Origin of the sequence: Sedimentibacter sp. MB35-C1 (genome assembly GCF_030913635.1) — a bacterium.
GTDB lineage: Bacteria > Bacillota > Clostridia > Tissierellales > Sedimentibacteraceae > Sedimentibacter.
Map to the genome: position 1 here is coordinate 696495 of NZ_CP133188.1, position 26377 is coordinate 722871.

The 26377-nt window shown below is 33.7% G+C and carries 24 protein-coding genes; 7 read left to right on the plus strand and 17 right to left on the minus strand.

Annotated features, from left to right (window positions below):
• Nucleotides 1-144: 144 nt before the first annotated feature.
• On the minus strand, nucleotides 145-1287 hold the full coding sequence (locus RBQ61_RS03345) for an aminotransferase class V-fold PLP-dependent enzyme (protein WP_308139111.1): 1143 nt from the start codon (nucleotides 1285-1287) through the stop codon (nucleotides 145-147).
• 57 nt (nucleotides 1288-1344) lie between these two features.
• Nucleotides 1345-2613 (minus strand): dihydroorotase, encoded by a 1269-nt coding sequence (locus tag RBQ61_RS03350; protein ID WP_308139112.1) that lies wholly within the window; start codon nucleotides 2611-2613, stop codon nucleotides 1345-1347.
• 417 nt (nucleotides 2614-3030) lie between these two features.
• On the opposite strand from RBQ61_RS03350, the gene RBQ61_RS03355 reads away from it, so the two are divergent.
• Nucleotides 3031-3687 carry an HAD family hydrolase gene (locus RBQ61_RS03355; protein ID WP_308139113.1) on the plus strand — a complete coding sequence of 219 codons (657 nt, stop codon included), beginning with the start codon at nucleotides 3031-3033 and terminating at the stop codon, nucleotides 3685-3687.
• 93 nt (nucleotides 3688-3780) lie between these two features.
• On the opposite strand, the gene RBQ61_RS03360 is transcribed toward RBQ61_RS03355, so the two are convergent.
• From RBQ61_RS03360 to rpmH, 15 genes are all read right to left on the minus strand, one after another.
• Nucleotides 3781-5592: an NADH-dependent [FeFe] hydrogenase, group A6 gene (locus RBQ61_RS03360; protein WP_308139114.1), complete on the minus strand. Its 1812-nt coding sequence runs from the start codon at nucleotides 5590-5592 to the stop codon at nucleotides 3781-3783.
• 18 nt (nucleotides 5593-5610) lie between these two features.
• Nucleotides 5611-7401 carry an NADH-quinone oxidoreductase subunit NuoF gene (gene nuoF / locus RBQ61_RS03365; protein ID WP_308139115.1) on the minus strand — a complete coding sequence of 597 codons (1791 nt, stop codon included), beginning with the start codon at nucleotides 7399-7401 and terminating at the stop codon, nucleotides 5611-5613.
• Nucleotides 7402-7428: 27 nt separating this feature from the next.
• Complete coding sequence (locus RBQ61_RS03370; protein WP_213926060.1) at nucleotides 7429-7791, minus strand: ferredoxin; 363 nt, start codon at nucleotides 7789-7791, stop codon at nucleotides 7429-7431.
• A 10-nt stretch (nucleotides 7792-7801) separates the two neighbouring features.
• Nucleotides 7802-8287, minus strand: coding sequence for an NADH-quinone oxidoreductase subunit NuoE (gene nuoE, locus RBQ61_RS03375; RefSeq protein ID WP_374049907.1), 486 nt, complete (start codon nucleotides 8285-8287; stop codon nucleotides 7802-7804).
• 334 nt (nucleotides 8288-8621) lie between these two features.
• Nucleotides 8622-9470 (minus strand): ParB/RepB/Spo0J family partition protein, encoded by an 849-nt coding sequence (locus tag RBQ61_RS03380; protein WP_308139116.1) that lies wholly within the window; start codon nucleotides 9468-9470, stop codon nucleotides 8622-8624.
• Between the two features lie 10 nt (nucleotides 9471-9480).
• Nucleotides 9481-10242 carry a ParA family protein gene (locus RBQ61_RS03385; protein WP_308139117.1) on the minus strand — a complete coding sequence of 254 codons (762 nt, stop codon included), beginning with the start codon at nucleotides 10240-10242 and terminating at the stop codon, nucleotides 9481-9483.
• 11 nt (nucleotides 10243-10253) lie between these two features.
• Nucleotides 10254-11042 carry a nucleoid occlusion protein gene (noc, locus tag RBQ61_RS03390; protein ID WP_308139118.1) on the minus strand — a complete coding sequence of 263 codons (789 nt, stop codon included), beginning with the start codon at nucleotides 11040-11042 and terminating at the stop codon, nucleotides 10254-10256.
• Nucleotides 11043-11055: 13 nt separating this feature from the next.
• A complete protein-coding gene (gene rsmG, locus RBQ61_RS03395) occupies nucleotides 11056-11769 on the minus strand; it encodes a 16S rRNA (guanine(527)-N(7))-methyltransferase RsmG (protein WP_308139119.1) in 714 nt (237 codons plus the stop codon).
• A 14-nt stretch (nucleotides 11770-11783) separates the two neighbouring features.
• Nucleotides 11784-13673: a tRNA uridine-5-carboxymethylaminomethyl(34) synthesis enzyme MnmG gene (mnmG, locus tag RBQ61_RS03400; protein WP_308139120.1), complete on the minus strand. Its 1890-nt coding sequence runs from the start codon at nucleotides 13671-13673 to the stop codon at nucleotides 11784-11786.
• 17 nt (nucleotides 13674-13690) lie between these two features.
• Nucleotides 13691-15070: a tRNA uridine-5-carboxymethylaminomethyl(34) synthesis GTPase MnmE gene (gene mnmE / locus RBQ61_RS03405; protein ID WP_308139121.1), complete on the minus strand. Its 1380-nt coding sequence runs from the start codon at nucleotides 15068-15070 to the stop codon at nucleotides 13691-13693.
• Nucleotides 15071-15238: 168 nt separating this feature from the next.
• Complete coding sequence (gene jag, locus RBQ61_RS03410; protein WP_308139122.1) at nucleotides 15239-15865, minus strand: RNA-binding cell elongation regulator Jag/EloR; 627 nt, start codon at nucleotides 15863-15865, stop codon at nucleotides 15239-15241.
• Nucleotides 15866-16684, minus strand: a complete 819-nt coding sequence (locus RBQ61_RS03415) for a YidC/Oxa1 family membrane protein insertase (RefSeq protein ID WP_308139123.1) — start codon at nucleotides 16682-16684, stop codon at nucleotides 15866-15868.
• Nucleotides 16685-16696: 12 nt separating this feature from the next.
• Nucleotides 16697-16906 (minus strand): membrane protein insertion efficiency factor YidD, encoded by a 210-nt coding sequence (gene yidD / locus RBQ61_RS03420; protein ID WP_213924111.1) that lies wholly within the window; start codon nucleotides 16904-16906, stop codon nucleotides 16697-16699.
• On the minus strand, nucleotides 16899-17240 hold the full coding sequence (gene rnpA, locus RBQ61_RS03425; RefSeq protein WP_308139124.1) for a ribonuclease P protein component: 342 nt from the start codon (nucleotides 17238-17240) through the stop codon (nucleotides 16899-16901). Before rnpA ends, yidD begins: the two co-directional genes overlap by 8 nt.
• Before the next feature lie 58 nt (nucleotides 17241-17298).
• Nucleotides 17299-17433, minus strand: a complete 135-nt coding sequence (rpmH, locus tag RBQ61_RS03430) for a 50S ribosomal protein L34 (protein WP_308139125.1) — start codon at nucleotides 17431-17433, stop codon at nucleotides 17299-17301.
• 463 nt (nucleotides 17434-17896) lie between these two features.
• Between rpmH and dnaA the strand changes: the two genes are divergently transcribed.
• The 6 genes from dnaA (at nucleotide 17897) to gyrA (ending at nucleotide 26372) form a co-directional block, all read left to right on the plus strand.
• Entirely contained in the window at nucleotides 17897-19237 is a 1341-nt protein-coding gene (dnaA, locus tag RBQ61_RS03435; protein WP_308139126.1) for a chromosomal replication initiator protein DnaA, read from the plus strand.
• Nucleotides 19238-19480: 243 nt separating this feature from the next.
• Entirely contained in the window at nucleotides 19481-20581 is a 1101-nt protein-coding gene (gene dnaN / locus RBQ61_RS03440; RefSeq protein WP_308139127.1) for a DNA polymerase III subunit beta, read from the plus strand.
• Between the two features lie 47 nt (nucleotides 20582-20628).
• The gene (locus RBQ61_RS03445; protein WP_308139128.1) at nucleotides 20629-20847 is read left to right on the plus strand and encodes an RNA-binding S4 domain-containing protein; all 219 of its coding nucleotides are present in this window, start codon (nucleotides 20629-20631) and stop codon (nucleotides 20845-20847) included.
• Nucleotides 20844-21965: a DNA replication/repair protein RecF gene (recF, locus tag RBQ61_RS03450; RefSeq protein ID WP_308139129.1), complete on the plus strand. Its 1122-nt coding sequence runs from the start codon at nucleotides 20844-20846 to the stop codon at nucleotides 21963-21965. The genes RBQ61_RS03445 and recF overlap by 4 nt, the downstream gene beginning before the upstream one ends.
• 11 nt (nucleotides 21966-21976) lie before the next feature.
• Nucleotides 21977-23887, plus strand: a complete 1911-nt coding sequence (gene gyrB, locus RBQ61_RS03455; RefSeq protein WP_308139130.1) for a DNA topoisomerase (ATP-hydrolyzing) subunit B — start codon at nucleotides 21977-21979, stop codon at nucleotides 23885-23887.
• Nucleotides 23888-23903: 16 nt separating this feature from the next.
• Nucleotides 23904-26372 carry a DNA gyrase subunit A gene (gene gyrA, locus RBQ61_RS03460; protein WP_308139131.1) on the plus strand — a complete coding sequence of 823 codons (2469 nt, stop codon included), beginning with the start codon at nucleotides 23904-23906 and terminating at the stop codon, nucleotides 26370-26372.
• The last annotated feature ends 5 nt before the right edge of the window (nucleotides 26373-26377 follow it).

Here is a 26377-nt window from a genome sequence, read left to right on the forward strand (position 1 = left end):
TTTTATCCTAAATATTAATTTACCATATTATATCAAATTTATTATAACATTGCATTAAAAATTAATTAAATAAATAAAAACAAGAAAATCAAAATAAAATTTTCTTGTTTTTAATTTTTTTAAAATATCCATTTTTCTGATAAATTATTGATTAGCAGAAATTTCATTTAAAGCTTTTGCTGCTGCTAAAATTTCAGACTTTTTATTAAAAGGCCCTACCCCAAATCTCACAGCGCCAATTTTATCAGTTCCTATAGTCTTATGAGCAAGAGGTGCACAATGAAGTCCCGGCCTTACTGCTATGCCGTACTCAGTATCCAATCTATAAGCTACATCCGATGAATCTATCCCTTCAATATTTATAGGAACAACGCCGCATCTGTAGTCAATGTCTTCAGGGCCGTATATTTTAATTTTAGGGTTCTTTTTTATTTCATTGATGAATAGGTCTATAAGTTTTTTTTCGTGGCTGTAAATCGATTTTGTGCCCTTGTTTAATATATACTTTATTCCTGCATTCAACCCTGCAATACCCGGAAGATTGTGAGTACCTGATTCAAGTTTATCAGGATAAAAGTCAGGCTGTATCATGCTGCTGGATTCACTGCCTGTCCCCCCTTCCTTTAACTGTCTGATTACAGAATCACAGTTAATAAGAAGAGCGCCTGTTCCCTGAGGTCCAAGTAATCCTTTGTGACCTGGCACAGCCAACAAATCTATATTATATTTTTTCATATCAATATCAAGAACTCCTGCGCTCTGAGAACCGTCAACAAGATATAGCAAATTTTTTCTCTTGCACATCTGTCCGATTTCCTCTATGGGCATTATTGTTCCAGTTAAATTTGATACATGAGTGGTAACAACCAATTTTGTATTTTCCTTTACAGCTGCTTCAATATCCTTTACATTTACCCTACCGTCGCTTGCACATTGGATGATTGTATTTTCCACACCTTGTTTCTCAATCTCCTTAATAGGGCGCAGCACCGAATTGTGTTCCATAGTTGTGGTTACCACATGATCTCCCGGATTCAATACTCCCTTTATTGCCTGGTTCAAAGCATCTGTAGCATTAAAAGTAAATATAACTCTCATAGGGTCATCCAAATTAAACAGTTGAGCCAACAGTTCCCGAGTTTCATAAATAACTCTAGCTCCTTCTATGGCCATCGCGTGACTTCCTCTTCCCGGATTTGCTCCATATTCCGTCATTGCTGCCATAACGCTCTGATATACAGTTCTTGGCTTAGGATACGTTGTTGCTGCATTGTCAAAATAAATCATACTATCACCTGCTTATATTTTTATTATATTATATGTTTTAAATTAAGTGTTTGATAATCATTTATCCGCATATACTGTTTCACCTGCGCAAATAGTATATTTAACCTTTCCGTAAAGCTCCCATCCAATAAACGGAGAATTTTTTGATTTGGAATAAAAATTATCAGCAACCCACTTTTCATTAAAATCAAATATTAACAAATCGGCTGCTAATCCTTCCTTAATTCTCCCAGATGTTAAATTGTATAGATTAGCCGGATTAACTGTCATTTTTTCCAACAGTTCCATAAGTGTCAGTTTATTATTTCTAACCAAGTAGGTTATTCCAAGTGCCAATGCCGTTTCTAACCCGATAATTCCGCTTGGCGCGCTTGTGAATTCAGCCTGCTTCTCATCAAAGCTGTGAGGCGCATGGTCTGTCGCAATAATATTTATGGTTCCATCCTTCAATCCTTCAATAAGAGCTGACTTATCCGTCTCAGTTCTTAAGGGTGGATTCATCTTTGCATTTGTACCGTATTTTAGCACATCTTCCTCGGTCAAAACAAAATGATGCGGGCAGGCCTCGGCATAAATATCTGCACCTTTTGATTTTGCATATCTTATAATATCAACTGCTTCACCTGAACTCACATGTTGAATATTAACTTTTGCTTTTGTTTTCAAAGCAAGCAAACAATCCCTTGCAATCATAACATCTTCCGCAAGATGTGAAGCGCCCTTTATATTTAAAGCCTTTGAGATTTTTCCTTCATTAATCCCGGCATTAATGACCAAATTTGGATCTTCTTCATGAAAACTTACAGGAACATTTAGTTTTTTTGCTGCCTCCATAGCTTTCAAAACAATTTCTGAATTCATCAAAGGGAAGCCGTCATCTGTAAATCCTGCTGCTCCTGACCTTGACAAAGTACTCATATCAGTAAGCTCTACGCCCTTTAATCCTTTAGTTATTGCTGCCGTCTGAAGCACATTAATAGGAGATTCTTCAGCTTTTTTTAAAACGTATTCCATAGTATCAATGTTATCAATTGCAGGTTTAGTATTAGCCATACACACTACTGTTGTAAATCCGCCTTTAGCTGCAGCTCTTGAACCGGTTGTGATATCTTCCTTATACGTTAATCCTGGATCCCTGAAATGCACATGCACATCTATCAGACCGGGAGAAACTACCATTCCTTCTGCATCAATAATACAATCAATACCTTCTTCATTGATGTTTTTATCTATTTTTTTTATAATTTTATCTTCAATCAAGATGTCTGCCACTTCATCTCTTCTAGACTCAGGATCTATTATTCTACCGTTTTTTATGAGCATCATACAATTCTTCCCTGTTAATTTATTTGCAATTATTATATCATATCCGTTTATTTAGTAAAAGAACTATTGTTAATAATCCTTTTTGATACGTATTAACACATAATCCTTTCTTTGGCCGCTTTAAAAACAAATAAGGCTTGAATGCATTGAAATACGTGTGTTTCAGCTTTTTTCATTATGCTTAAAACAATGCATAAAGTTATTGCTTTGTGGCTTCTATAAAAATATTTCATTTTTATAATAAATACAAATTCTAAATATATAAAAAAATCATTAGTCAAATCAGCTCCCGTATAAATTAAATTCTCAGTTTGAATCAGATGGAAACTCAGTATTTTAGCATATATTTTTAATAAAAGGATGATAATCCTTTTTAAAATATGTTAATATGTAATTACTAAATTTATGGAGGCTAAAATGTTTAAAGCTGCAATATTTGATCTGGACGGTACATTAATGAATTCGGCTAAAGATTTAGAAAGGTCCTGTAACTATGCCTTATCTAAATTTAACCTTCCAAAGATTGATTCTCAAAAGTATATGTTAATGCTTGGTTTAGGACGAGTTAAATCAATTGAAATAATAGTAAATGAATTTTTTGGATCTGAACAGGATGAAATAGTCAAAAAATTTCTTATATACTTCAATAAATTTTATGATGTTCATATGATGGACAACACAAAACCCTTTAATGGTGTTATTGAAATGTTGGACAAATTAAATTCTAGTAATATTATAACGGCTATTTTGTCAAATAAACCGCATAATTTTACCTTAAAGCTTTGTAAGCATTTTTTTGGCAATAAAATCCAGCTTGTATCCGGACTAAAAGAAGGTTATAAAGCAAAGCCTGACCCTGCATCTTTGATTGAAATAATAAATGACCTTGGATTAAAAAAAGAAGAGTGCATTTACATTGGTGACACTGAAGTTGATATAAATACAGCTAAAAATGCAGGCACAAAATCATTGGGTGTTACATGGGGCTTTAGATCGCGCGAATCTTTAGAACGTGAAGAAGCTGATTATATTGCTTCTGATATCTCTGAAATGACCGACATTATCCTATCATAGCTCCAAATACCTAACAACCTAGCTTAACACAGATATAATCATAATTAAAAAAACGTCTTTCTTTCGGAATACTGAAAGAAAGACGTTTAACATTTATTTTATTTTTTCAAGCATTTTTTCAAATTCTTCTTCTTGTTCTACAACATACGCATCTCTCTTAGCATAGTGCGTATGAAGCAGTTTATGAGATAAATGTCCGTTTGGTTCTTTAAGGAATTCTTCGTACAGCTTCATCACTTCAGGATTTTTATGTGATTTTCTGAGAGGAAGTGATTTATCAAGCTCGTACAGTGCATCTGCTCTTTTTATTTTTGGATTTACTTCAAGTCTTTCCTTAGCAGATACGTGAGACTGGCCGCCTCCGTGGACGCATCCTCCCGGACATGCCATTACCTCTATGAAATGATACTGCTTTTCGCCGGATTTTACTGATTCCAGAACTTTTGCCGCATTTGCAGTTCCATGTGCAACAGCAACTTTCACCTCTGTATCTTTTCCGTCTATAGGAAGAACCACTGATGCTTCCTTCACTCCTTCGATACCTCTTACACCTTTATATTCAATGTCATCTAAATCTTTTCCTGTCAATATATCCGCAACAGTTCTAAGTGCTGCTTCCATTACTCCACCTGTTGCTCCAAATATCGCACCGGCACCTGTATATTCGCCCAATATGCTGTCAGGCTGCTCATCTGGAAGATTTTTAAAGTTAATTCTTGCCTGTTTTATCATATCTCCCAGTTCTCTTGTTGTAAGAGAAAAATCTACATCTCGAACACCGTCGACTTCCATTTCAGGCCTGTTAGCCTCAGTTTTCTTTGAAGTACAAGGCATTATAGATACACATACCATTTTTTCCGGATCAATTCCCATTTTTTCTGCATAATACGATTTTACAATAGCACCAAACATTTGCTGAGGCGATTTGCAAGTTGAAAGATTATCAAGAAAATCAGGATAATTTATTTCACAGAAACGAATCCATCCCGGTGAGCATGACGTTATCATAGGAAGTTTTCCGCCGTTTTTAACTCTGCTTAAAAGCTCTGTTCCTTCCTCCAATATTGTAAGGTCTGCAGAAAAGTTAGTATCAAATACCTTGTCATATCCAAGTCTTCTCAAGGCCGCAACCATTTTACCCGTAACGTCTGTTCCCACAGGATACCCAAACTCTTCGCCCAAAGATGCTCTTACACCCGGAGCTGTCTGTACAACAACGTATTTATCAGGATTATCTATTGCATCCCACACATCATCTATATAGGTTCTTTCACGAAGCGCCGCAACCGGACATGCCTGTATGCACTGTCCGCAATATACGCATGGCACATCTTTCATGCTATATCCAAATGCCGGGGCAACTTCAGTATTAAATCCTCTTTTTGTAAAATCAAGAATCCCTATTCCCTGAACGTCTCTGCATGTGCTTACACACCTTCCGCAAAGTATGCACTTTGATGCATCTCTGATGATTGAATGTGAAAGATTATCAATTTTAGATTCTCTTTTTTCTCCCTGGAATTCTATGTCTTTAATCCCCAGCTCATCACATAATTTTTGAAGTTCACAAGTTCCGTTTCTCAAGCATGTCAGACATTCTCTGTTGTGATTTGCAAGAATTAATTCAACATTCATTCTAACTGCATTTCTAACCTTTGCAGTATTTGTTCTAACGTTCATTCCATCCTGTACCTTCAGAACACAAGAAGCAGGAAGATTCCTCATTGGAACTCCTTTTATATCAACTTCTACCACGCATACTCTGCATGCAGCTACTTCATTTATGTCTTTCAAGAAACACAGTGTAGGTATATCTATTCCAGCCTCTTTGGCTGCCATTAATACAGTGTAGTCCTTAGGTACACTTACCTGTATCCCGTTTATAGTTACATTCACTTTATCCATATTTAACACCAGCCTTTCTTATTTCTTGATGATGGCATGGAATGTACAAGCATCCATACATGAACCGCATTTAATACATTTATCCTGATCGATAACATGAACTTCTTTAACCTTACCTTCAATTGCTCCAACCGGACAAATTCTTGAACATTTTGTACAGCCTCTGCAATCCATTGTTATAATATATTTTAACAGTGATTGACATACACCTGAAGGACATCTTTTCTCAACTACATGTGCTTCATATTCATCTCTGAAATATTTCAATGTTGAAAGCACCGGATTTGGAGCAGTCTGTCCCAAGCCGCAAAGAGATGTTTCTTTAATGTTCATTGCAAGCTTTTCCAGTCTGTCTAAATCCTCCATTGTTCCTTTTCCTTCTGTAATTTTATCAAGAATTTCAAGCATTCGCTTTGTTCCTTCTCGGCACGGTGTACATTTGCCGCATGATTCGTCGACTGTGAAATCAAGGAAAAACCTGGCTATATCAACCATACAATTATCTTCATCCATAACAATCATACCTCCGGAGCCCATCATTGAGCCCACAGCGATTAAATTGTCATAATCTATAGGTATATCCAAGTGATCTTTCGTCAAGCATCCGCCTGAAGGTCCTCCAGTCTGAACTGCCTTAAATTCTTTACCGTTTGGACAACCGCCTCCAATATCATATATAACTTCTTTTAAAGTTGTTCCCATAGGAACTTCAACAAGGCCGGTATTATTAATTTTTCCTCCCAGGGCAAATACTTTCGTCCCTGGCGATTTTTCTGTACCGAAGCTTCTGAACCATTCAGGTCCGTTAAGAACTATCTGAGGTACATTTGCCAACGTTTCTACATTGTTTATAATTGTAGGTTTTCCCCACAATCCTTTATTAGCCGGGAAAGGAGGCTTATTTCTTGACATTCCTCTTTTTCCTTCAATAGACTGCATTAATGCAGTTTCTTCCCCACAGACAAACGCTCCTGCGCCAAGTCTTATTTCTATATCAAAATCAAAATCTGTTCCAAATAGATTTTTTCCTAAAAGTCCAAGTTCTTTTGCCTGTTTAATTGCAACTTCTAACCTGTGAACGGCTATGGGATATTCTGCTCTCACATATATAAATCCTTTTGTAGCACCTATTGCATATCCGGCTATTGCCATTGCTTCCAATACTGCATGAGGGTCGCCCTCCAAAACGCTTCTGTCCATAAATGCTCCAGGATCACCTTCATCAGCATTACATATAACATATTTTTGATCAGCTTTATTAGGTGCAGCAAAACTCCATTTCATCCCCGTGGAGAACCCTGCTCCTCCTCTTCCTTTTAGCCCTGAATCTTTTACAAGTTTAACAACTTCTTCAGGAGTCATTTCGGTGAGCACCTTACCAAGTGCCATATAACCATCCCTTGCAATATACTCCTGAACATTTTCCGGATTTATTAATCCGCAGTTTCTCAATGCCACTCTTTTTTGTTTTTTATAAAATCCAACCTCACTAAGAGGTGTAATTTGCTCATTTTTAGCACTTTCATCAAACAGGTACTTACGGACAATCCTTCCTTTTAACAAATGTTCTTCAACTATTTCATCAACTCTGTCAACCGTCATTCTTGCATAAAAAGTACCTTCTGGATAAATAATAACAACCGGTCCTTCTTCACAAAGTCCGAAACATCCGGTAACTACAACCTGCACTTCGTTATCTAAATTAACTTCTTTTATTTTTTCTTCAAATCTCTCTCTAATTAAAGCTGATTTAGAAGAACTGCATCCTGTTCCGCCGCAAACCAAGACATGTGATCTGAAAATTTTCATAGTTTCTCCTCCATTTCTTAAGAACTGCTATTCAGCACCTATTGTATATTCACGTACAATGTTGTTGTTTGCTAAATGCTCTGATACAATTCTCTTTGCTTTTTCAGGATTTACATGAATGTATGTTACCTTTTCCTTACCCGGAGCATAAACTTCAACTATCGGCTCATATGTGCACATGCCTATACAGCCTGTCTGAACTACCTGCACGTTTTTTAGATTTCTTTTAGCAACTTCTTCAACCAGTGTTGTCAAAACAGGCCTTGCTCCTGCGGAAATACCGCAAGTTGCCATTCCTACAACAACCCTGATATCCTTATCTGAATTTCGCATTTCAACATTTTTAATCGCTTCTTCTCTTAACTTTTTTAATTCTTCTAAAGATTTCATAATATGCCTCCTATGCCTTGTATTTAGATAATATTTCAGGTATTTTTTTAGGTTCAAGCTTGCCGTACACATCACCGTCTATCATCATTACAGGAGCAAGGCCGCAGCACCCCAAGCACCTTGTAGCTTCAAGCGTAAATAAATTGTCTGATGTCGTTCCTCCTACAGCCACATCCAGTTCTTTAGATAACTTGTCCAAAACCTGTTGCGCACCCTTTACATAACATGCTGTCCCGAGACATACACCTATTGTATGCTTGCCTTTGGGTTCAATGGAAAACTGCGTATAGAAGGTCGCAACACCAAAAACCTCTGCTAGGGGAATATCAAGCTCATGTGATATAAACTTTTGAACTTCAATTGGCAGATAACCAAAAATTTTCTGTGCCTCATGCAACGTTTGCATTAAAACACCTTGAGTGTCTCTAATTGAATCAATACACTCTTTAAGCATTATAAACTGTTTTTCGTTGGCTTTTACATCAAGACCTTTAATCAAAATAATAACCTCCCTACATTTTACGCAAATATATACAACATTATATAAAATTGTTAACATAATGTCAATCATTAATCTTAATTAATATTAATACAAGTTTTTAACAAAATCGCTAATTCAAATTTTTGTTAATATTCCATATGTTGTACCACATATATAATTATTTTTATCATACTTAAATTGTTAAATTTTCTTCAATTTTTAGTATTTTTTGTAAAACAGCTTCTCGTGTTATCGTTTTCAAATATTATATCACATTCCATCTCTTTATGCATTAAATATTTATAATTAAAATTTGGCATATAAAAAAACCACTGCTCTCATGCAGTGATTATTCTTCTATTTTTAATAGATCAAGTATTCTGTTTAAATCGTCGTTGTTTATGTACTCTATCTCTATTTTCCCTTTATTTTTAGCTTTTTTTATATTAACTTTAGAAGAAAACCGTTCAGTCAACATTTCTTCAACATAAACAATGTATTTATCCTTTTCAGGATAAACTTTTCGTCTTGTTTTTTTAGAATTCCTTACTAAATTTTCAACTTCCCTGACACTTAGGTTATCTTTTATTATTTTATCTGTCATTGCTACTTGCTTATCAGGAGAAAGACTCAGCATTGCCCTGCCGTGACCCGCTGAAATTTCATTTGATACAATTTTATTTTTTACATATTCATCAAGTTTTGACAGCCTCATTATATTGGTAACATACACTCTTGACTTTCCAACAATATTTGAAACTTCTTCTTGTGTTATACCATAGTGCTGCATAACAAATTCATATGCATTTGCCTCATCAATTGGGTTTAAATCCTCTCGCTGTATATTTTCAATCAGCGCAATTTCTGAAGCATTTTTATTTTCTATATCTCTCACAATGCAGGGTATATTTTTAATACCGGCATTTTTACATGCTCTCCATCTTCTTTCTCCTGCAATGATGGCATAAAAATCTCCGTCTTTTCTAACAATTATAGGCTGTATAATTCCATACTTTTTAATGGACTCTGTCAGCTCATCAAGCTTGTCTTGTTCAAATATTTTTCTGGGCTGATTTGGATTCGGACATATTAAGTTCGTATCAATTTCTTTAATTCTCTGATTATCTTCTTTTTCCAGATCTTCCGGTATCAATGCCGACAAACCTCTGCCCAAGGCTTTTCTTTTTGCTGCTGCCATATTGTCCTCCCTAATTGTTTTTAATTAATTCTTCAGATAGCTTTATATATGCTTCGCTTCCCTTTGAATTTACATCATAGAGCATTATGGGCTGACCAAAGCTTGGTGCTTCAGCTAACCTTACATTTCTTGGTATCACAGTTTTGTATACTTTATTTTTAAAATATTTCTTCACTTCTTCCACTACCTGAGCAGATAAGTTTGTTCTTCCGTCATACATATTAAGAAGAACTCCTTCTATATCAAGTTTTGGATTTAATGTTTTTCTGACAAGTTTCACTGTATCTATAAGCTGTCCTACACCTTCCAATGAGTAATATTCACATTGAATTGGTATAAGTACTGTGTTTGAAGCTGTAAGTGCATTCAATGATAATAAACCAAGTGACGGAGGGCAGTCTATAATTATAAAATCATAACTTTTATCAATTAAATTTATTTTTTCTTTTAATGTTTTTTCTCTGTACTTCGTATTCGTAAGCTCTATTTCCGCTCCGGCAAGTTGTATGTTCGATGGAATTAAATCAAGATTTTCTACTTCTGTGGCATACACTATCTTATTTATGTCAAAATTCTCAATCAACACATCATAAATCGTATTTTCAAGACTGTTTTTATCTACGCCAAAACCGCTTGTTGAGTTACCCTGCGGATCTATATCAATGCTGAGAACTTTCTTACCCTTGAGAGCCAACGCAGTACATAGATTTACATTTGTCGTTGTCTTACCCACACCGCCTTTTTGGTTGAATACACTTATCACTTTAGCCACTTAATCACCTTCTACAAACTTTTTTTAGGAATTTTAACCTTTATTTCTATGAAGTCTTCCGACTCCCCCTGTTCGAATTTTGCGTCTATACCGGTTTTGACAATTTCATTATAAGCATTTTTTATAGTATTGATATATATTTTATAATTTATAAAGTTCCGTACGTAACGCTTGTCCCTCATCTTTTTTTTATTAATATCTTCTGAAATTGAATTTACAAGCTTTTCAGTTTCACTTACGTTTAGATCCTTATTTATAATTTTATCTACTATATCTAAAAGAAGTTCTTCATCGTTTAATTTTAGAAGAGCCCTAGCATGACGCTCGCTTAAGCCCCCCTGCCTGATTTTTTGTTTAACCGATTCCGGCAGCTTTAAAATTCTCATTTTATTTGCAATAGTCGATTGTGATTTGCCCAGCTTTTCCGCCAGCTTAGTCTGGTTTAAGTTAAAATCATCGATAAGTCTTTCAAATGCCATTGCTTCCTCAATAAAATCAAGATCTTCTCTCTGAAGATTCTCAATAAGTGCCATAGCAGCAGATTCCTCTTCCTTTACCTCAATAACTACTGCGGGAATTGTTTCCATACTTAACAGTTTTACAGCTTTCAAGCGTCTTTCACCGGCTACTACTTCATAAATATCATCATAAATTTTTCTGACAGTTATAGGTTGTATAATACCATAGTTTTTTATAGATTGGCTCAACTCCTCCAAGGCTTTACCATCAAAAATTTTTCTTGGTTGATTCTTGTTAGGAATTATTTTATTAACATCTATATTGACTATATTGCTTATCAAATAACTCTCCCCCTTACACTAATGGATCTTTACTTGGTTTTCCCGCTTTTCTCGGGTATTTTGCGTTTGTTTGTTCATACTTTTCAATTATAACTATCTTTCTGACAATATCTGTGGTCGGCAAACTGACTTCCCTTACTTCTTTTATTCTTCCCCCCAATTTTTTTATGGCATTTTCAGAATCAGAAATTTCCGAGGAAATATTTTCACTTTTGTATGCGGCAAAGTAACCACCTACATTAACAAACGGAAGGCAATATTCACAAAGTATGTTTAAAGGTGCAACAGCACGGGATACGCAGATATCAAATTTCTCTCTGTATTTTTTGCTTTGGCCGTAATCTTCAGCTCTTCCGTGTATCAGTTCAACATTTTCAAGCATAAGTTCTGTTTTTACTTCATCAAGAAAGTCTATTCTTTTTCTCAAACTGTCTAAAAGAGTGACTTTGTAGCCATCATTGACAATTTTTAAAGGAAATCCAGGAAAACCACCGCCTGTACCTACATCTATAAGGCTTTTTATTTCATTTTTGCGGTTGTTTTCCAACAGTAAAATACTGTCTAAAAAATGTTTAACATAAATTTCTTCATCATCATCTATGGATGTTATATTAATTTTCTGGTTCCATTCTTTCAAAAGATCTCTATACTTTACAAATTTATTTTCAATTTCATCGTTGTATGGTATATTTAGTTGTTTAAATCCCTCTTCCAATGTTTTTATCAAGGCATTCTCCTTATTTAATCGTTATTGTAAGTCATTAAATAAATTAAAAGCACATTAATATCTGAAGGTGATACTCCCGATATCCTTGAAGCCTGGCCGATTGAATCCGGTCTGATTTTATTAAGCTTCTGCCTTGCTTCCAATCTCAGGCTCTTTACATTGTCATAGTCAATACTCTTTGGAATTCTCTTGTTTTCAAGCTTTTTAAACTGTTCTACCTGATTTATCTGCTTGGATATATATCCTTCATATTTTATGACCGTTTCTACATAATCCTTAATTTCTTTCTTTAACGGCATTCTTTCTTCATCAAGCTCAGATGTATTATCATAGTTCAATTCCACTCTTTTTATAAGCTCATACAGAGTTGTAGGCATTTTAAGCGGAACACTTCCTATTTTCTCTAATATTTTATTAACTTCAGACTTCGGAGTTATTTTTATACTCTTCAGCCTGCCAATTTCACTTTCAATTTGCATTTTCTTATTTTCATACTTTTTATATCTCTCTTCTGTCACAAGACCTATTTTATGCCCCTTTTCAGTAAGTCTTTCGTCAGCATTGTCCTGTCTTAATAAAAGCCTGTATTCCGCCCTTGACGTCATCATTCGGTAAGGTTCATTCGTTCCTTTTGTAACCAAGTCATCTATCAATACACCTATATATGCTTCCGAACGATCCAGTATAAGAGGTTCTCTCCCTTGAAGGCTCATAGAAGCGTTAATTCCGGCAATTAATCCCTGAGCAGCCGCTTCCTCATAACCGGAACTTCCGTTGACCTGTCCGGCAAAAAATAAATTTTTTATACTAATCAGTTCCAAACTTAATTTAAGCTGTGTCGGATCTATACAGTCATATTCTATTGCATATGCCGGTCTCATAATTTCTGATTTTTCAAGACCAATCATAGATCTGTACATTGCAATCTGCACTTCGTACGGCAAAGATGACGACATGCCCTGAATATACATTTCCTTAGTATCTAACCCTTCAGGTTCCACAAAAAGCTGATGCCTTTCTTTATCTGCAAATTTCACTACCTTATCTTCAATTGACGGGCAATACCTAGGACCGACACTTTTTATAACACCTTCGTAAAGAGGTGATCTGACAAGATTATTTCTTATAATATTATGAGTTTTTTCTGTTGTGTAGGTTATATAACATGGTACCTGTTCTATATCTACTTTGTCATTCATAAATGAAAATGGAATTATTTCTTTATCACCTGTCTGCATTTCCATTATTTCGTAATTTATAGAATCAGAATGTATTCTTGCCGGAGTTCCTGTTTTGAATTTTCTTAAATCTATTCCTAAATCCATCAATGATTGTGAAAGGTCATTTGCAGGGGCTAATCCGTCAGGACCCGACGAATAGTTCAGTTCGCCTATATATATTTTTCCCTTTAAGTACGTACCCGTTGTTACTATAACGGCTTTAGTATTGTAATATGATCCCAGTTTCGTATATACGTTAAAGGTCCCGTCTTCCAGCAATTCAATTTTTATTGCCTCTGACTGCAAAATTTTAAGATTTTCTTGGTTTTCCAAAACCTTTTTCATTTCAGTATGATATTTTTTTTTGTCAGCCTGAGCTCTTAAAGAATGTACTGCCGGTCCCTTTGAACGATTAAGCATCTTACATTGTATCATAGTTTTATCAATATTTAAAGCCATTTCTCCGCCAAGTGCGTCTATTTCCCTTACCAGATGTCCTTTTGCCGTGCCTCCTATATTTGGATTGCAAGGCATCATGGCTATAGAATCCAAGCTCATGGTCAAAACTACAGTATTCATTCCAAGACGTGCACTTGCCAGCGCTGCCTCACACCCTGCATGACCTGCCCCAATAACTATAACATCCACACTTTCAGCAAGAAAATTTTTTACTCTGTCTTCCATTTCATTCCTCTTTCTAATTACTTGCCTATGCAAAATTCATTGAATATTTTATCCATTAAGTCGTCACTTACAGACTTACCTACAATCAGACCCAGATATTCCATAGATTGTTTTAAATCAATTTCCAGAAAATCAATAGTCACATGATTTTCAATTGATTTTAACACTTCCTCCAGACTGTTTTTTGCATTTATGAGCAAGTTTTTATGTCTTGCGTTGTTTATAATAAGTTCATCACTTACATCTATACTTCCTTCAAAAAACATTCGTACTATTTTATCAATTATATCGTCCAAACCCTGATTATTAAGAATTGATATATTTATTGCTTCTGTTTCTATATCCTCATAACCACTAAAATCAATAATGTTTTTCAGATCAGTCTTATTTTTTATATATATAACCTTTTTATTTTTAATATAATCCAGTATTTTTTTATCTTCTTCTTCCATTTTTCTCGAAGAATCAAAAATCATTATTACTAAATCAGCTTCATTAACTTTTTGCAGCGCTTTTTCGACACCTATTCTTTCAACCTTGTCATCGGTTTCTCTTATACCTGCCGTATCAATAATTCTCAAAGGAACACCCTTGATGTTTACATACTCTTCAATTGTATCTCTTGTTGTTCCCGGCACTTCCGTAACTATTGCTCTGTTTTCGTTCAATAAAAAATTCATAAGTGAAGATTTGCCAACATTCGGCTTACCTAAAATAACTGTCTTAATGCCCTCTCTGAAAATTTTACCCGTATCTGCAGTATTAATGAGTCTTTTAAGCTTTTCGATTATAATCTTACTCTCACTTTTTACTTTTGAAATTGTTACTTCGTCCTCATCATATTCCGGAAAATCGATATTTACTTCTATATTTGCAAGAAGATCCATTATTATGCTTATAAGTCCGTTTATTTCCCTGGAAAGTCTTCCTTCCAAATGGTTAACTGAAATTTCATGGCTGGTGTCTGTCTTAGAATTTATAATATCAATAACAGCTTCTGCCTGAGTCAAATCTATTCTTCCGTTCAGAAAAGCTCGCTTTGTAAATTCTCCTCTTTCCGCAGGTCTGCACCCTTGCTCAAGAACAACTTCAAGTATTTTCTTTGCGGAGATAATACCCCCATGACAGTTAATTTCAACAATATCTTCTCTGGTATAAGTATGAGGAGCTTTCATGTATGACAATAATACCTCATCAATAACCTTTCCGTTCTTATCAACAATAAAACCATAATGAAGGTACCTTGGTTTTAAGGCTAATTTTTTATTCATTTCATCGTTTTTACCCATAAATATTTTATGCGCAATATTTAAAGAATCACTTCCGCTTATTCTTATGATATTAATGCCTGCATTGCCCGGAAACGTAGCAATTGCTGCTATTGTACCTGAATTCATTTTACCACCGCTTCTTTCAATCATATATATTTTACATTAATAATCAATAAATGTACATAATAATTTGTATTTATATTCCTTTATTACTTTTTTAAAGAATCATGCTAACAAGCTAAAACGCTACTTAAAAAATATAACCCGGGTTTGTCCGGGTTATTAAAAATTCTGCTATTTTAAATCTATAACAACTTTTCTGTAAGGTTCTTCACCTTCCGAATAAGTTATTATATCGGCCGTATCCTGTAAAGTCGAATGAATAATTCTTCTTTCATATGGATTCATGGGTTCCAATCTTACCTTATGCTTATAGTATCTGCATTTATCGGCCATCTTATTTGCCAGTTTTTTTAATGTTTCTTCTCTTTTTGCTCTATAGTCTTCAACATTAAAAATAACTCTTACGTAATTTTGTCTTCCCTTGTTTACAATTAAATTTAAAAGAAATTGAATTTCGTCTAAATTTTTGCCTCTTTTTCCGATAATTATTCCTTTATCATCTTCATCAATTTTAACTATATCAACTTTCAATACATTGTCTGATAAAACTACCTTGTAATCGGCTTCTATGTCCATTTTTTTCAATAACACTTCAAAAAACTTTTTTGTTCTTTCTTCCGGACCGTTTGTAATAGTTACTTTTATTTTTGCATTCTTGCTTCCTATTAAACCAAACAAACCTTTTGACGGTTCGTTGATTATATCAACTTCGACTTCATCACTCTCAGCTCCGAGTTCTTCTAACGCAGCTTTAACAGCTTCATCGACAGTAGCCTTTTCAATAGTTATACTTTTCATCTATTTTAATTCCTCCTTAGGATTTTTGGACGAATTCATAATAAAATATTGTTGTGCCAATTGGAACACATTAGATACAACCCAATATAAACCCAAACCTGCAGGGAACTGGATACCAAATATAAAAATCATTACAGGCATCATCATATTCATGGATTTTTGTGTCGCTTGCTGCTGTTCATTAACTGAAGGCTGTGATGATGATGTCATCTTTGTGGTGAAATAAGTTGTAAGAGCAGAAACAGCTGCTAATATAGGAACAGCTGCTCCTACAAAAGGCAATGCCATACCGCCCATAGATAAGCCGTTAACCATATCAACTAAGTTTTCATGTACACCCTTTGCTACATCTGCAGCAACAAAGACATGATTTTCAGTAAAACCTAAATCTTTTATCCACAAAAAGGATTTGTTTATTGAATCAAAAAATGCTTGATCTTGAAAAACAAATTGCACAGGCTCTCTTATTACATAAAAGAAAGCAATAATTATTGGAAATTGAATAAGCATAGGCAAACATCCCGAAAAAGGACTGTAGTTTGCTTCTTTGTATAACTCCATTTGCTTTCTTTGAAGAGTCTGAGGATCTTTTCCATATTTCTCTTGAAGCTCTTTTATTTTAGGATTCATTTCTTGCATTTTTTTCATTGATTTTGTCTGCTTTACCGTAAGAGGCAGCATAATCGCCTTGAATATTATTGTTGATAATATTATTGCAATTGCATATGCAGAAACAAACTCCGTATCCAATCCGGATACCATATTGTATAATAATTTAACAAGCATGCCCATGGGCTTTGCGATAAAATCTAAGTTCATAACTCCTCCGTATTATTTCAAAGGATCGTATCCTCCGGGGTTAAAGGGATGGCATCTGAGTATTCTTCTTATACCTAAGTAAGATCCCTTAATGAAACCGTATTTTTGTAGTGCCTCCACAAAATATTGAGAACATGTCGGGTAAAACCTGCAATGTCTGACTCCGTAATTCGAAGAAAATTTCTGATATACCCTTATAAGAAAAATCAATATTCTACTTATTTAAATCACCCTTTAATAAATTTTTTCTTTTCATCAACTTATTAAATGATTTTTCCAAACTTCTGTAATCCGATTCTACTGCATTGACTCTTGCCATTATAACAATATCATAGCCTTGTTTAATAGTTTGTTCATTTAACCTGACTATTTCCTTAAGCCTTCTTCTTATAAAATTTCTTGATACTGCCTTCTTTATTTTTTTTGCAGCAGTAAATCCAAATCTGCTGATTCCGAAACTATTTTTTTTAACAAATAGAACAAGGTTATAATCGGAAATCGAATTATTACAATTGTATACTGTTTTATACTCTGTATTTTTTTTTATTATTATCATTTATTTACCTTAAATGTCCAGATATTTCTAATTGGAATAAAAGGCCACAAATGCGGCCTTATGCTGACAATCTTTTTCTACCTTTTGCCCTTCTTCTCTTTAAAACATTTCTTCCAGACTTTGTGCTCATTCTTTTTAAAAATCCATGTTCGCTGCTTCTTTGTCTTCTTTTTGGCTGATAAGTTCTTTTCACCGGAAACACCTCCTTGTAATACAGATATCTATATCAATATCCTAAATTTTCATGTTTTTAAATTATAATATTTTTAAATTACTGTGTCAACTCTTAAAAATATTATAATTTACCGCATTAAGTTACGTCTACACATTAACTGCAAGTAAACTTGCATAAATTAAATTATAGCTATTGTACTATACTATATTTTCATAAATATTGCAAATATTTTTTAAAATAAAAAAAATAAAATTGAAATTGTGGATAAAAAATGTTACTATGATATATACCTGTGGATAACTTTTTTTATGTTGCTCATTTATGGACAACTTGTTAACAGATTATGAGAAACATTGATTAATCATATATTTAGATTGTTTATATTTTTTATAAACAATTGTTTATATCATATATTTTATCAAAAAGCATCACTTTTTATTAACAAAATGTTAATTTTTTTTATCAACAACCGGAGGATATTATGAACTTTGAAGAATTATGGAATGAAGTCCTCGAGATTGTCAAAGAGGACACTAATCAAGTCAGTTTTAATACTTGGTTCAAACCCCTTAAAATAGTTGCATATAAAAATAACACCATTTATTTGGAAACAGCAGATGAATTTTTAAAAAATACATTGAAAAAAAGACATTACAACTTTCTGAAAAATGCTTTTACATATGTATTAAAAAAAGATACTGAACTTATTTTTACGGTGCCAGGAGAAAATCTTGAAAAGGAAGATAATAAAAAAAATAATTTAAACAACTCCACCGAGGATTCTGATTCTATTAATAGTAATGGAAGAAAATTAAATCCAAAATACAGATTTGATAATTTTATAATAGGAAACAGTAACCGATTTGCACATGCTGCCTCACTTGCTGTTGCGGAAGCACCTTCAACAGCATACAACCCACTATTTTTGTACGGGGGTGTAGGCCTTGGTAAAACTCACTTAATGCATGCAATTGGACATTATATACTAGATAATAATCCTGAAGCATACGTACTTTATGTTACATCTGAAAAATTTACCAACGATTTGATTAACTCAATAAAAGACGGTAAAAACGAGGAGTTTAGAAATACTTATAGGAGAGCTGACGTGCTTCTTGTAGACGACATTCAGTTTATTGCGGGAAAAGAAAGTACTCAGGAGGAATTTTTCCATACATTCAATGCCCTCCATGAAGCTAATAAACAGATAATAGTATCCAGCGATAATCCTCCAAGTGAGATACCTACATTGGAAGACAGGCTTCGTTCACGTTTTGAATGGGGACTTATAGCTGATATTCAGCCACCTGATTATGAAACAAGAACAGCCATTCTTAGGAAAAAGGCAGAAGCCGAAAATTATGATGTTCCAGATGATGTTATATCATATATCGCTCAAAATATTCAATCAAACATAAGAAAACTTGAAGGAGCTCTTATAAGAATATACGCATATGCTTCTTTGACAAATAAAAAGGAAGTATCGCTGGAACTGGCTCAGGAAGCTCTAAAACATTTAATTTCAAATAACAAAAAAATTACTATTAACGATATAAAAGAAGTAGTTTCAAACTACTATAATATATCGATGGAAGACATAGTATCAAAGAAAAAGACAAAAAACATAGCCTATCCAAGGCAAATTGCAATGTATATAGGAAGAAAACTCACAAACTTGTCTCTTCCTAAACTAGGTGATGAATTTGGAGGCAGAGATCACTCAACTGTTCTTCATGCATGCAATAAAGTGGAAGAAGATATAGAAAACAGTCAGGAAGTAAAAAAGAATATTGATGATTTGATTTCCATGCTTAATAATTAGGAACAACCTGTTGACAAAAAGTTAGTTGCTGTTGACAAAAAAATATAGGCAGTTAATAACTTTTTCATATTTTCAAAACTATCCACATGAAATTTCTTTCTTAGTTAGTTAGAAATTAAATGCAAAAATGACTTTTCAACAAATTAACATTGCCTACTACAATTACTATTATATTTTATTTATATCTACTAAGGATTTTACACTTTTTTAGTTGTGCACATTTTTTATAAAAGGAGCTAAAAGATGAAAATAAAAATAAACCAAAATGAACTTAATAAAAGCATTAATATTGTACAAAAAGCCGTAACATCCCGAACACCACTTCCTATTTTGTCAGGCATATTAATTGAAGCTAAAAATAACATGCTTGTACTTACGGCAACAGATCTTGATTTAGGTATAAAAACATATTCTCCATGCGAAGTTGAAGAAGAAGGTTCTATTGTAATACAGGCAAGACTTATAGGTGATTTTGTAAGAAAACTTCCGGCTAATTCTTATGTTCATATTGAAACAATGGATAATAACAATATGGAGATTAAGTGTCTTAATACTGAAATTAATATTTTAGGTAATTCGGCATCGGAATATCCGGATAACACATTTGATAACGAAGGAAAATCATTTTCTATTAAACTTGAATCATTGAAAAGTTTAATTAAACATACGTGTTTTGCAGCTGCACAGGAAAATATAAAGCCAATTTTTACAGGGTGCTTGGTAGAGATTAAAAATAATATGTGCACATTCGTGGCTTTGGATGGCTATAGAATGGCAGTTAAAAAAGAAAAGATTAATTTTGAAGGAGAAGTTTCTGTAGTTGTTCCATCAAAGACTTTGTTGGAAATTTTGAGAGTTATTGAAGAAAATGAAGAAAATACAGAAATAACTATATCCGAAAGCCATATAAGCTTCAAAATGGAAAACACAATTATTATTTCTAATCTTCTGGATGGAAAATTTATTGATTATCAGGGAATAATAAAAGATAATTATGTAACAGTAGTAAAAGCGGAAACTTCAGACATAAGAAATAGTGTGGAGAGGGCTTCACTTCTTGCTAAAGATGATAAAAACAATTTAATTATTTTAGAAGTAAAAGAAAACAGTATGAAAATCAATTCTGCTTCCGAATACGGAAATGTAGAAGAAAATGTACCGGTTGAAAAAGAAGGAGAAAATATAAAAATAGGATTTAACTCAAAATATCTATTGGACTTTCTAAAAATTATTGACAGCGAAAAGATATCACTAAATTTAATAGGGGTTAATAATCCATGCTTTATAACTGAAGAGGGCAAACAAGATTATGTGTACATGGTGCTGCCTGTAAGAATAAGCTAAGCAAGTATTTTCTTAATTAAGAATAATGTCTGAAAGAAGGATTTATTATGGAAAAAGTGATCATTTCAACAGAATTTATAAAACTTGATCAGCTATTAAAATTTGTCAATGCAGTTGAGGGAGGCGGAATGGCCAAAAATGTAATTCTTGATGGACTTGTAAAAGTTAACGGCGAAGTTATGCTGCAAAGAGGCAAAAAGCTGAGAGAAGGAGATATTGTTGATTTCGGCGGAGAAAGGTATATCATTTCAAAAGAGGAAAAATGATAGTAAAAAGTCTAAAGATTAAAAATTACAGGAATTTTGAGGAAGCAGAAATTGAATTAAATGATTCTCTTAATATTTTTGTTGGAGATAACGGCCAGGGTAAAACTAACCTAATGGAATCAGTTTATTTGACTTCTATAGGCAGGACGTTTAGATTGAACAGTGAAAATGAGCTTATTAAATTTCACGAAAACAGAAGCTTTGTTGAAGTTAATATACAAAAAAACAACTATGAAATGAAAATTCAGCTTCAGCTTGAGAAAAATAAAAGAAAACAGGTTTTAATCAACGGCGTTAAATTAGATAAGACATCTGAAATGATAGGAATTTTAAATAATGTTATATTTACTCCTGATGACATGAAAATCGTTAAAGGAAGTCCTAGTGAAAGACGCAAATTTGTTAATATTGATATTTCTCAAATTAAGCCGAAATATAAATATCTGCTCAATAAATACAAAAAAATCTGTACTGAAAGAAATATATTATTAAAAAACTACTATACAAAATCGAAAAATAAGGATATTATTAATATTTGGAATGATTACTTGGTTAATATTGGAACGGAAATAGTATACTACAGATATGATTACATAAGTAAGCTTAAAAAATATTCTGTGGATATTTATGCAAATATTTCAGGCAACAAAGAAAAGTTTGAATTAAATTATTTATGCAATGTTGGGAATTTAAATAATATTGATAAAGACGATTTTAAAAAAATGTTTTATGAAAAAATTAATTCTGGTTTACAGCAGGAGATTCAAAACGGAACTACAATGTACGGCCCTCACAAAGACGATATTATAATAAAAATAAATGAAAAAGAATGTAAGTATTTTGGTTCTCAAGGGCAGCAAAGGTCCGCAATTTTAGCTGTAAAACTTGCTGAAATAGAGATTATAAAAGAAGAGATAGGAGAATATCCCGTCTTGCTTCTTGATGACGTTCTTTCAGAGCTTGACAATAAAAGAAAAGGGTTTTTAATAAATTATATCAAAGGAATTCAAACGTTCATCACAACAACGGATGATCACGATTTGAATGTATTGACTGAAAATTACAATAAGAATAAATTTTATATAAACGAAGGAAAAATTGGGAACATTACAAATTAGAGGAGATATAAATGACTGATAGAAATAATATTCATTATGGAGCAGAGCAGATACAGGTGCTTGAAGGTCTTGAACCTGTTAGGAAAAGACCTGGAATGTATATAGGCTCCACCGGTGAAAGAGGATTACACCAATTGGTTTATGAAGTTGTTGATAACAGCATTGATGAAGCGTTGGCGGGATATTGCAATACTATCAATGTAACCATTAATGAAGATAATTCAATAGTGGTTGTAGACAACGGAAGAGGAATTCCTATAGAGAAAAATAATAAGACAGGGAAATCTACATTGGAGACAGTGCTGACAGTGCTGCATGCAGGGGGAAAATTTGATAATGATGCGTACAAGGTATCAGGCGGACTTCACGGCGTAGGTGTGTCATGTGTTAATGCTCTGTCTAGTTATTTAGTTGCGGAAGTAAACTGGGACGGAAAGAAATATAGGCAGGAATTTGAAAGAGGCATTCCTAAATCAGAGGTTAAATACATATCTGATACAGAAGAAAACGGAACTACGATAACATTTTTGCCCGATTCTACTATTTTTGATGCTATAGAATACAATTATACGACATTGAAGCATCGTATGAGAGAGCTTGCATTCCTGAACAGAGGAATAAAAATAACTTTAGAAGACAAGAGGGAAAATGTAAAAGAAGAATTTCATTATGAAGGCGGAATAAAGGAATTTGTTCAATTTTTAAACAGAAAAAAGGATGCCTTACACGATGATATAATTTATGCTGAAGGTAAAAAGGATAAAGTTATAGTTGAATTATCTATGCAGTATACGGATTCATATTCTGAGAATATTTTTTCTTTTGTAAATAATATAAATACAATAGAAGGCGGTACACATCTAATAGGTTTTAAAACTGCTTTTACTCGTGTTATTAATGATTATGCAAGAAAAAGTAATTTATTAAAAGAAAATGATGTTTCCATAACAGGAGAGGATATAAGGGAAGGTATTACAGCTGTTCTTTCCATTAAGATACCTAATCCTCAGTTTGAAGGACAGACAAAAACAAAATTGGGAAACAGCGAAGTAAGAGGTATAGTTGATAACATAACAGGGGAAGCATTGAGCGTATATTGCGAAGAAAACCCAAAGACAGCAAAATTAATTGTTGAAAAATCTTTGAGATCGGCAAGAGCAAGAGAAGCGGCAAGAAAAGCAAGAGATCTTGCCAGAAGAAAGGGTGCTCTTGACAGTATGTCTCTGCCTGGTAAATTAGCAGATTGTTCTGAGAAGGATCCTACTTTGTGTGAAATATGCATAGTTGAGGGTAATTCAGCAGGAGGGTCTGCAAAAGAAGGAAGGGACAGAAGGTATCAGGCAATACTTCCTTTGAGAGGAAAAATTTTAAATGTAGAAAAATCGAGAATAGATAAAATACTGAATTCTGAAGAAATTAAAAATATGATTACAGCTTTTGGTACAGGTATCGGAGAAGATTTTGACGTAACAAAACTAAGGTATCACAAGATAATTATAATGACAGATGCCGATGTGGACGGTGCACATATAAGAACTCTTTTGCTCACATTTTTCTACAGATATATGAAGGAGCTTATTACTCAAGGGCATGTTTATGCTGCTCAACCTCCTTTATACAGGGTGAAAAAAGGTAAATTCGAAAAATATGTGTACAGCGATTCGGAGCTGAGCGATATTTTAGAAGAAATAGGAAGAGACAACAAGATTGAAATTCAGCGTTACAAAGGTCTGGGAGAAATGGATCCCGAACAGCTTTGGGAAACTACAATGAATCCGGCAGACAGAATTCTTTTAAGAGTCAATGAAGATGACGCTATGGCTGCAGATGAAACATTCAGTATACTCATGGGAGATAAAGTTGCTCCCAGAAGAGAGTTTATTGAACAAAATGCACGATATGTAAAGAATTTAGATATATAGCTGTTGGAGGTTATAAATGAGCGAAAATGAAAATAAAAGTAAGATTATAGAAACAAATATTACCGAGGAAATGAGAAAATCTTATTTAGATTATGCTATGACGGTTATTGTTTCAAGAGCCCTGCCAGATGTAAGAGATGGGCTTAAACCTGTTCATAGAAGAATTCTTTATTCCGCAAATGAACTTGGATTGACACCTGATAAACCTCATAAAAAAAGTGCACGTATTGTCGGTGACGTTCTCGGTAAGTATCATCCTCACGGAGATTCAGCTGTATATGATGCAATGGTACGTTTGGCTCAGAGCTTTTCTATGCGTTATCCATTGATAGATGGTCATGGGAATTTTGGTTCTGTTGATGGAGACCAAGCTGCGGCAATGCGTTATACAGAAGCTAGAATGTCAAAAATTGCATTGGAGCTTTTAAGGGATTTTAATAAAGATACTGTTGATTTCAGGCCTAACTTTGATGAAACATTGAAAGAGCCTGTTGTTCTTCCAAGCCGTTTTCCGAATCTTCTTGTTAACGGCTCACAGGGTATAGCTGTTGGTATGGCAAGCTCTATCCCTCCTCAGAACATAGGAGAGGTAATAAATGGGGTTATGGCATACATTGATGATCCGGACATAGATGTTCCTGGGCTTATGAGATATATAAAAGGCCCTGATTTTCCTACAGGTGCAATTATAGAGGGAAAAGAAAATATCAAAAATGCCTATATGACAGGAAGAGGATTCGTAAAGGTTAAATCAAGAGTTGAAATAGAGGAAATAAAAAATAATAAAAGCAGAATAATTGTATCCGAGCTTCCTTACATGGTAAACAAAGCAAGGTTGATTGAAAAAATAGCAAATCTTGTAAAAGATAAGAAAATCGACGGCATTTCCGATTTAAGGGATGAAAGTGATAGAAAAGGTATGAGGATTGTTATTGAAATTAAGAGAGACTACAATCCTAACATAGTACTTAACAATTTATATAAGCATACTCAGCTTCAAGATAATTTCAGCATTATTATGATAGCTCTTGTAAATAATGAGCCTAAGGTGTTGACACTTAAGGAAATGGTTCATTATTACGTTGAGCATCAAAGAGAAATTGTAGTAAGAAGAACAAAGTATGATTTGAATAAAGCTGAAGCAAGAGCTCATATTGTTGAAGGTTTGAGAATAGCCATTGATAATATTGATGAAGTTATAAGAATAATAAGATCTTCTTATGACGATGCAGAGAAAAAATTGATGGATGCATTTAATTTATCAGAAATTCAGGCAAGAGCAATCATTGATATGAGGCTTAGACGTCTGCAAGGCCTGGAAAGAGAAAAATTAGATGCAGAGTACAAAGAATTAATGGAAATGATTGCTAAATATAAAGAAATTCTTTCAAACCAGCACCTGGTGGACAACATAATAAAAGATGAATTAAAAGATATTAAAAATAATTTTTATGATGAAAGAAGAACAGAAATAATTGCAGACGAAGGCGAAATAACTGTAGAAGATTTAATTGAAGAAGAAAATGTTGCAATTACTCTTACTAATTTTGGATACATCAAAAGACTTCCTGAAGACACGTACAAGGCTCAGAATAGAGGGGGCAAGGGAATAACAGCACTCAAAACAAGAGAAGAAGATTTTGTAAAGGATTTATTTATAACATCTACTCATGATAATCTTCTGTTTATGACAAACAAAGGAAGAATGTTCAGAATTAAGGCATATGAAGTTCCTGAAGCAAGACGTCAGGCCAAGGGTACAGCCGCTATAAATTTGATAAGCATAGATTCAGGTGAGCAAGTAAGATCAATAATTCCAATAAGAGAGTTCAATGACGATGAATACCTAATATTTGTAACCAAAAAAGGGATTATTAAAAAGACTAAACTCAGCGATTTTGATACAACAAGAAAAACAGGTTTAGTAGCAATAAAAATCGCCGATGATGATGAGCTTATAAATGTTTCAAAAACTGATGGCACTAAGGATATATTTATAGTTACAAAATCCGGTAAGGGAATAAAATTCAATGAAAAAGATGTAAGAGCAACAGGCAGAAACTCTATGGGTGTTAAGGCAATAACCATAAGTGATGAAGATGAGCTTGTTACAATGAGCATAATTAATGAAAACAATGAAAGCACTGAAAAGAAATATATTTTAACAGTAACGGAAAACGGGTATGCAAAAATAACCTTGTCTCAGGAATACAGATGCCAGAACAGAGGCGGAAAGGGAATGAAGGCACATAATGTAAATAATAAAACAGGCCCGATAATAGGTTCTTTGATTGTTGAAAAGGAAGATGACATAATGATGCTGAGCATCAACGGGTCAATTATAAGAATGCATGCAACGGAAATTTCAATTATGGGAAGAGATACTCAAGGAGTAATTGCCATGAGATTAAATGGCGACGATAGAGTAGTATCTGTAGCAAAAATTTATTCAGAGGACCGTAGTTTGGAAGACGAAGAAGAATAAGATTA

Bases quoted from the DNA above. Each gene is read 5' to 3' on its own strand.
- RBQ61_RS03345 (WP_308139111.1), bottom strand. From the start codon at position 1,287: ATGATTTATTTTGACAATGCAGCAACAACGTATCCTAAGCCAAGAACT.
- RBQ61_RS03350 (WP_308139112.1), bottom strand. From the start codon at position 2,613: ATGATGCTCATAAAAAACGGTAGAATAATAGATCCTGAGTCTAGAAGA.
- RBQ61_RS03355 (WP_308139113.1), top strand. From the start codon at position 3,031: ATGTTTAAAGCTGCAATATTTGATCTGGACGGTACATTAATGAATTCG.
- RBQ61_RS03360 (WP_308139114.1), bottom strand. From the start codon at position 5,592: ATGGATAAAGTGAATGTAACTATAAACGGGATACAGGTAAGTGTACCT.
- nuoF (WP_308139115.1), bottom strand. From the start codon at position 7,401: ATGAAAATTTTCAGATCACATGTCTTGGTTTGCGGCGGAACAGGATGC.
- RBQ61_RS03370 (WP_213926060.1), bottom strand. From the start codon at position 7,791: ATGAAATCTTTAGAAGAATTAAAAAAGTTAAGAGAAGAAGCGATTAAA.
- RBQ61_RS03380 (WP_308139116.1), bottom strand. From the start codon at position 9,470: ATGGCAGCAGCAAAAAGAAAAGCCTTGGGCAGAGGTTTGTCGGCATTG.
- mnmG (WP_308139120.1), bottom strand. From the start codon at position 13,673: ATGGAAGACAGAGTAAAAAATTTTCTTGCTGAAAGTGTGGATGTTATA.
- mnmE (WP_308139121.1), bottom strand. From the start codon at position 15,070: ATGAATTCAGGTACAATAGCAGCAATTGCTACGTTTCCGGGCAATGCA.
- jag (WP_308139122.1), bottom strand. From the start codon at position 15,865: ATGAAAAGTATAACTATTGAAAAGGCTACTGTCGATGAAGCTGTTAAA.
- RBQ61_RS03415 (WP_308139123.1), bottom strand. From the start codon at position 16,684: ATGAACTTAGATTTTATCGCAAAGCCCATGGGCATGCTTGTTAAATTA.
- rnpA (WP_308139124.1), bottom strand. From the start codon at position 17,240: ATGATAATAATAAAAAAAAATACAGAGTATAAAACAGTATACAATTGT.
- dnaA (WP_308139126.1), top strand. From the start codon at position 17,897: ATGAACTTTGAAGAATTATGGAATGAAGTCCTCGAGATTGTCAAAGAG.
- dnaN (WP_308139127.1), top strand. From the start codon at position 19,481: ATGAAAATAAAAATAAACCAAAATGAACTTAATAAAAGCATTAATATT.
- RBQ61_RS03445 (WP_308139128.1), top strand. From the start codon at position 20,629: ATGGAAAAAGTGATCATTTCAACAGAATTTATAAAACTTGATCAGCTA.
- recF (WP_308139129.1), top strand. From the start codon at position 20,844: ATGATAGTAAAAAGTCTAAAGATTAAAAATTACAGGAATTTTGAGGAA.
- gyrB (WP_308139130.1), top strand. From the start codon at position 21,977: ATGACTGATAGAAATAATATTCATTATGGAGCAGAGCAGATACAGGTG.
- gyrA (WP_308139131.1), top strand. From the start codon at position 23,904: ATGAGCGAAAATGAAAATAAAAGTAAGATTATAGAAACAAATATTACC.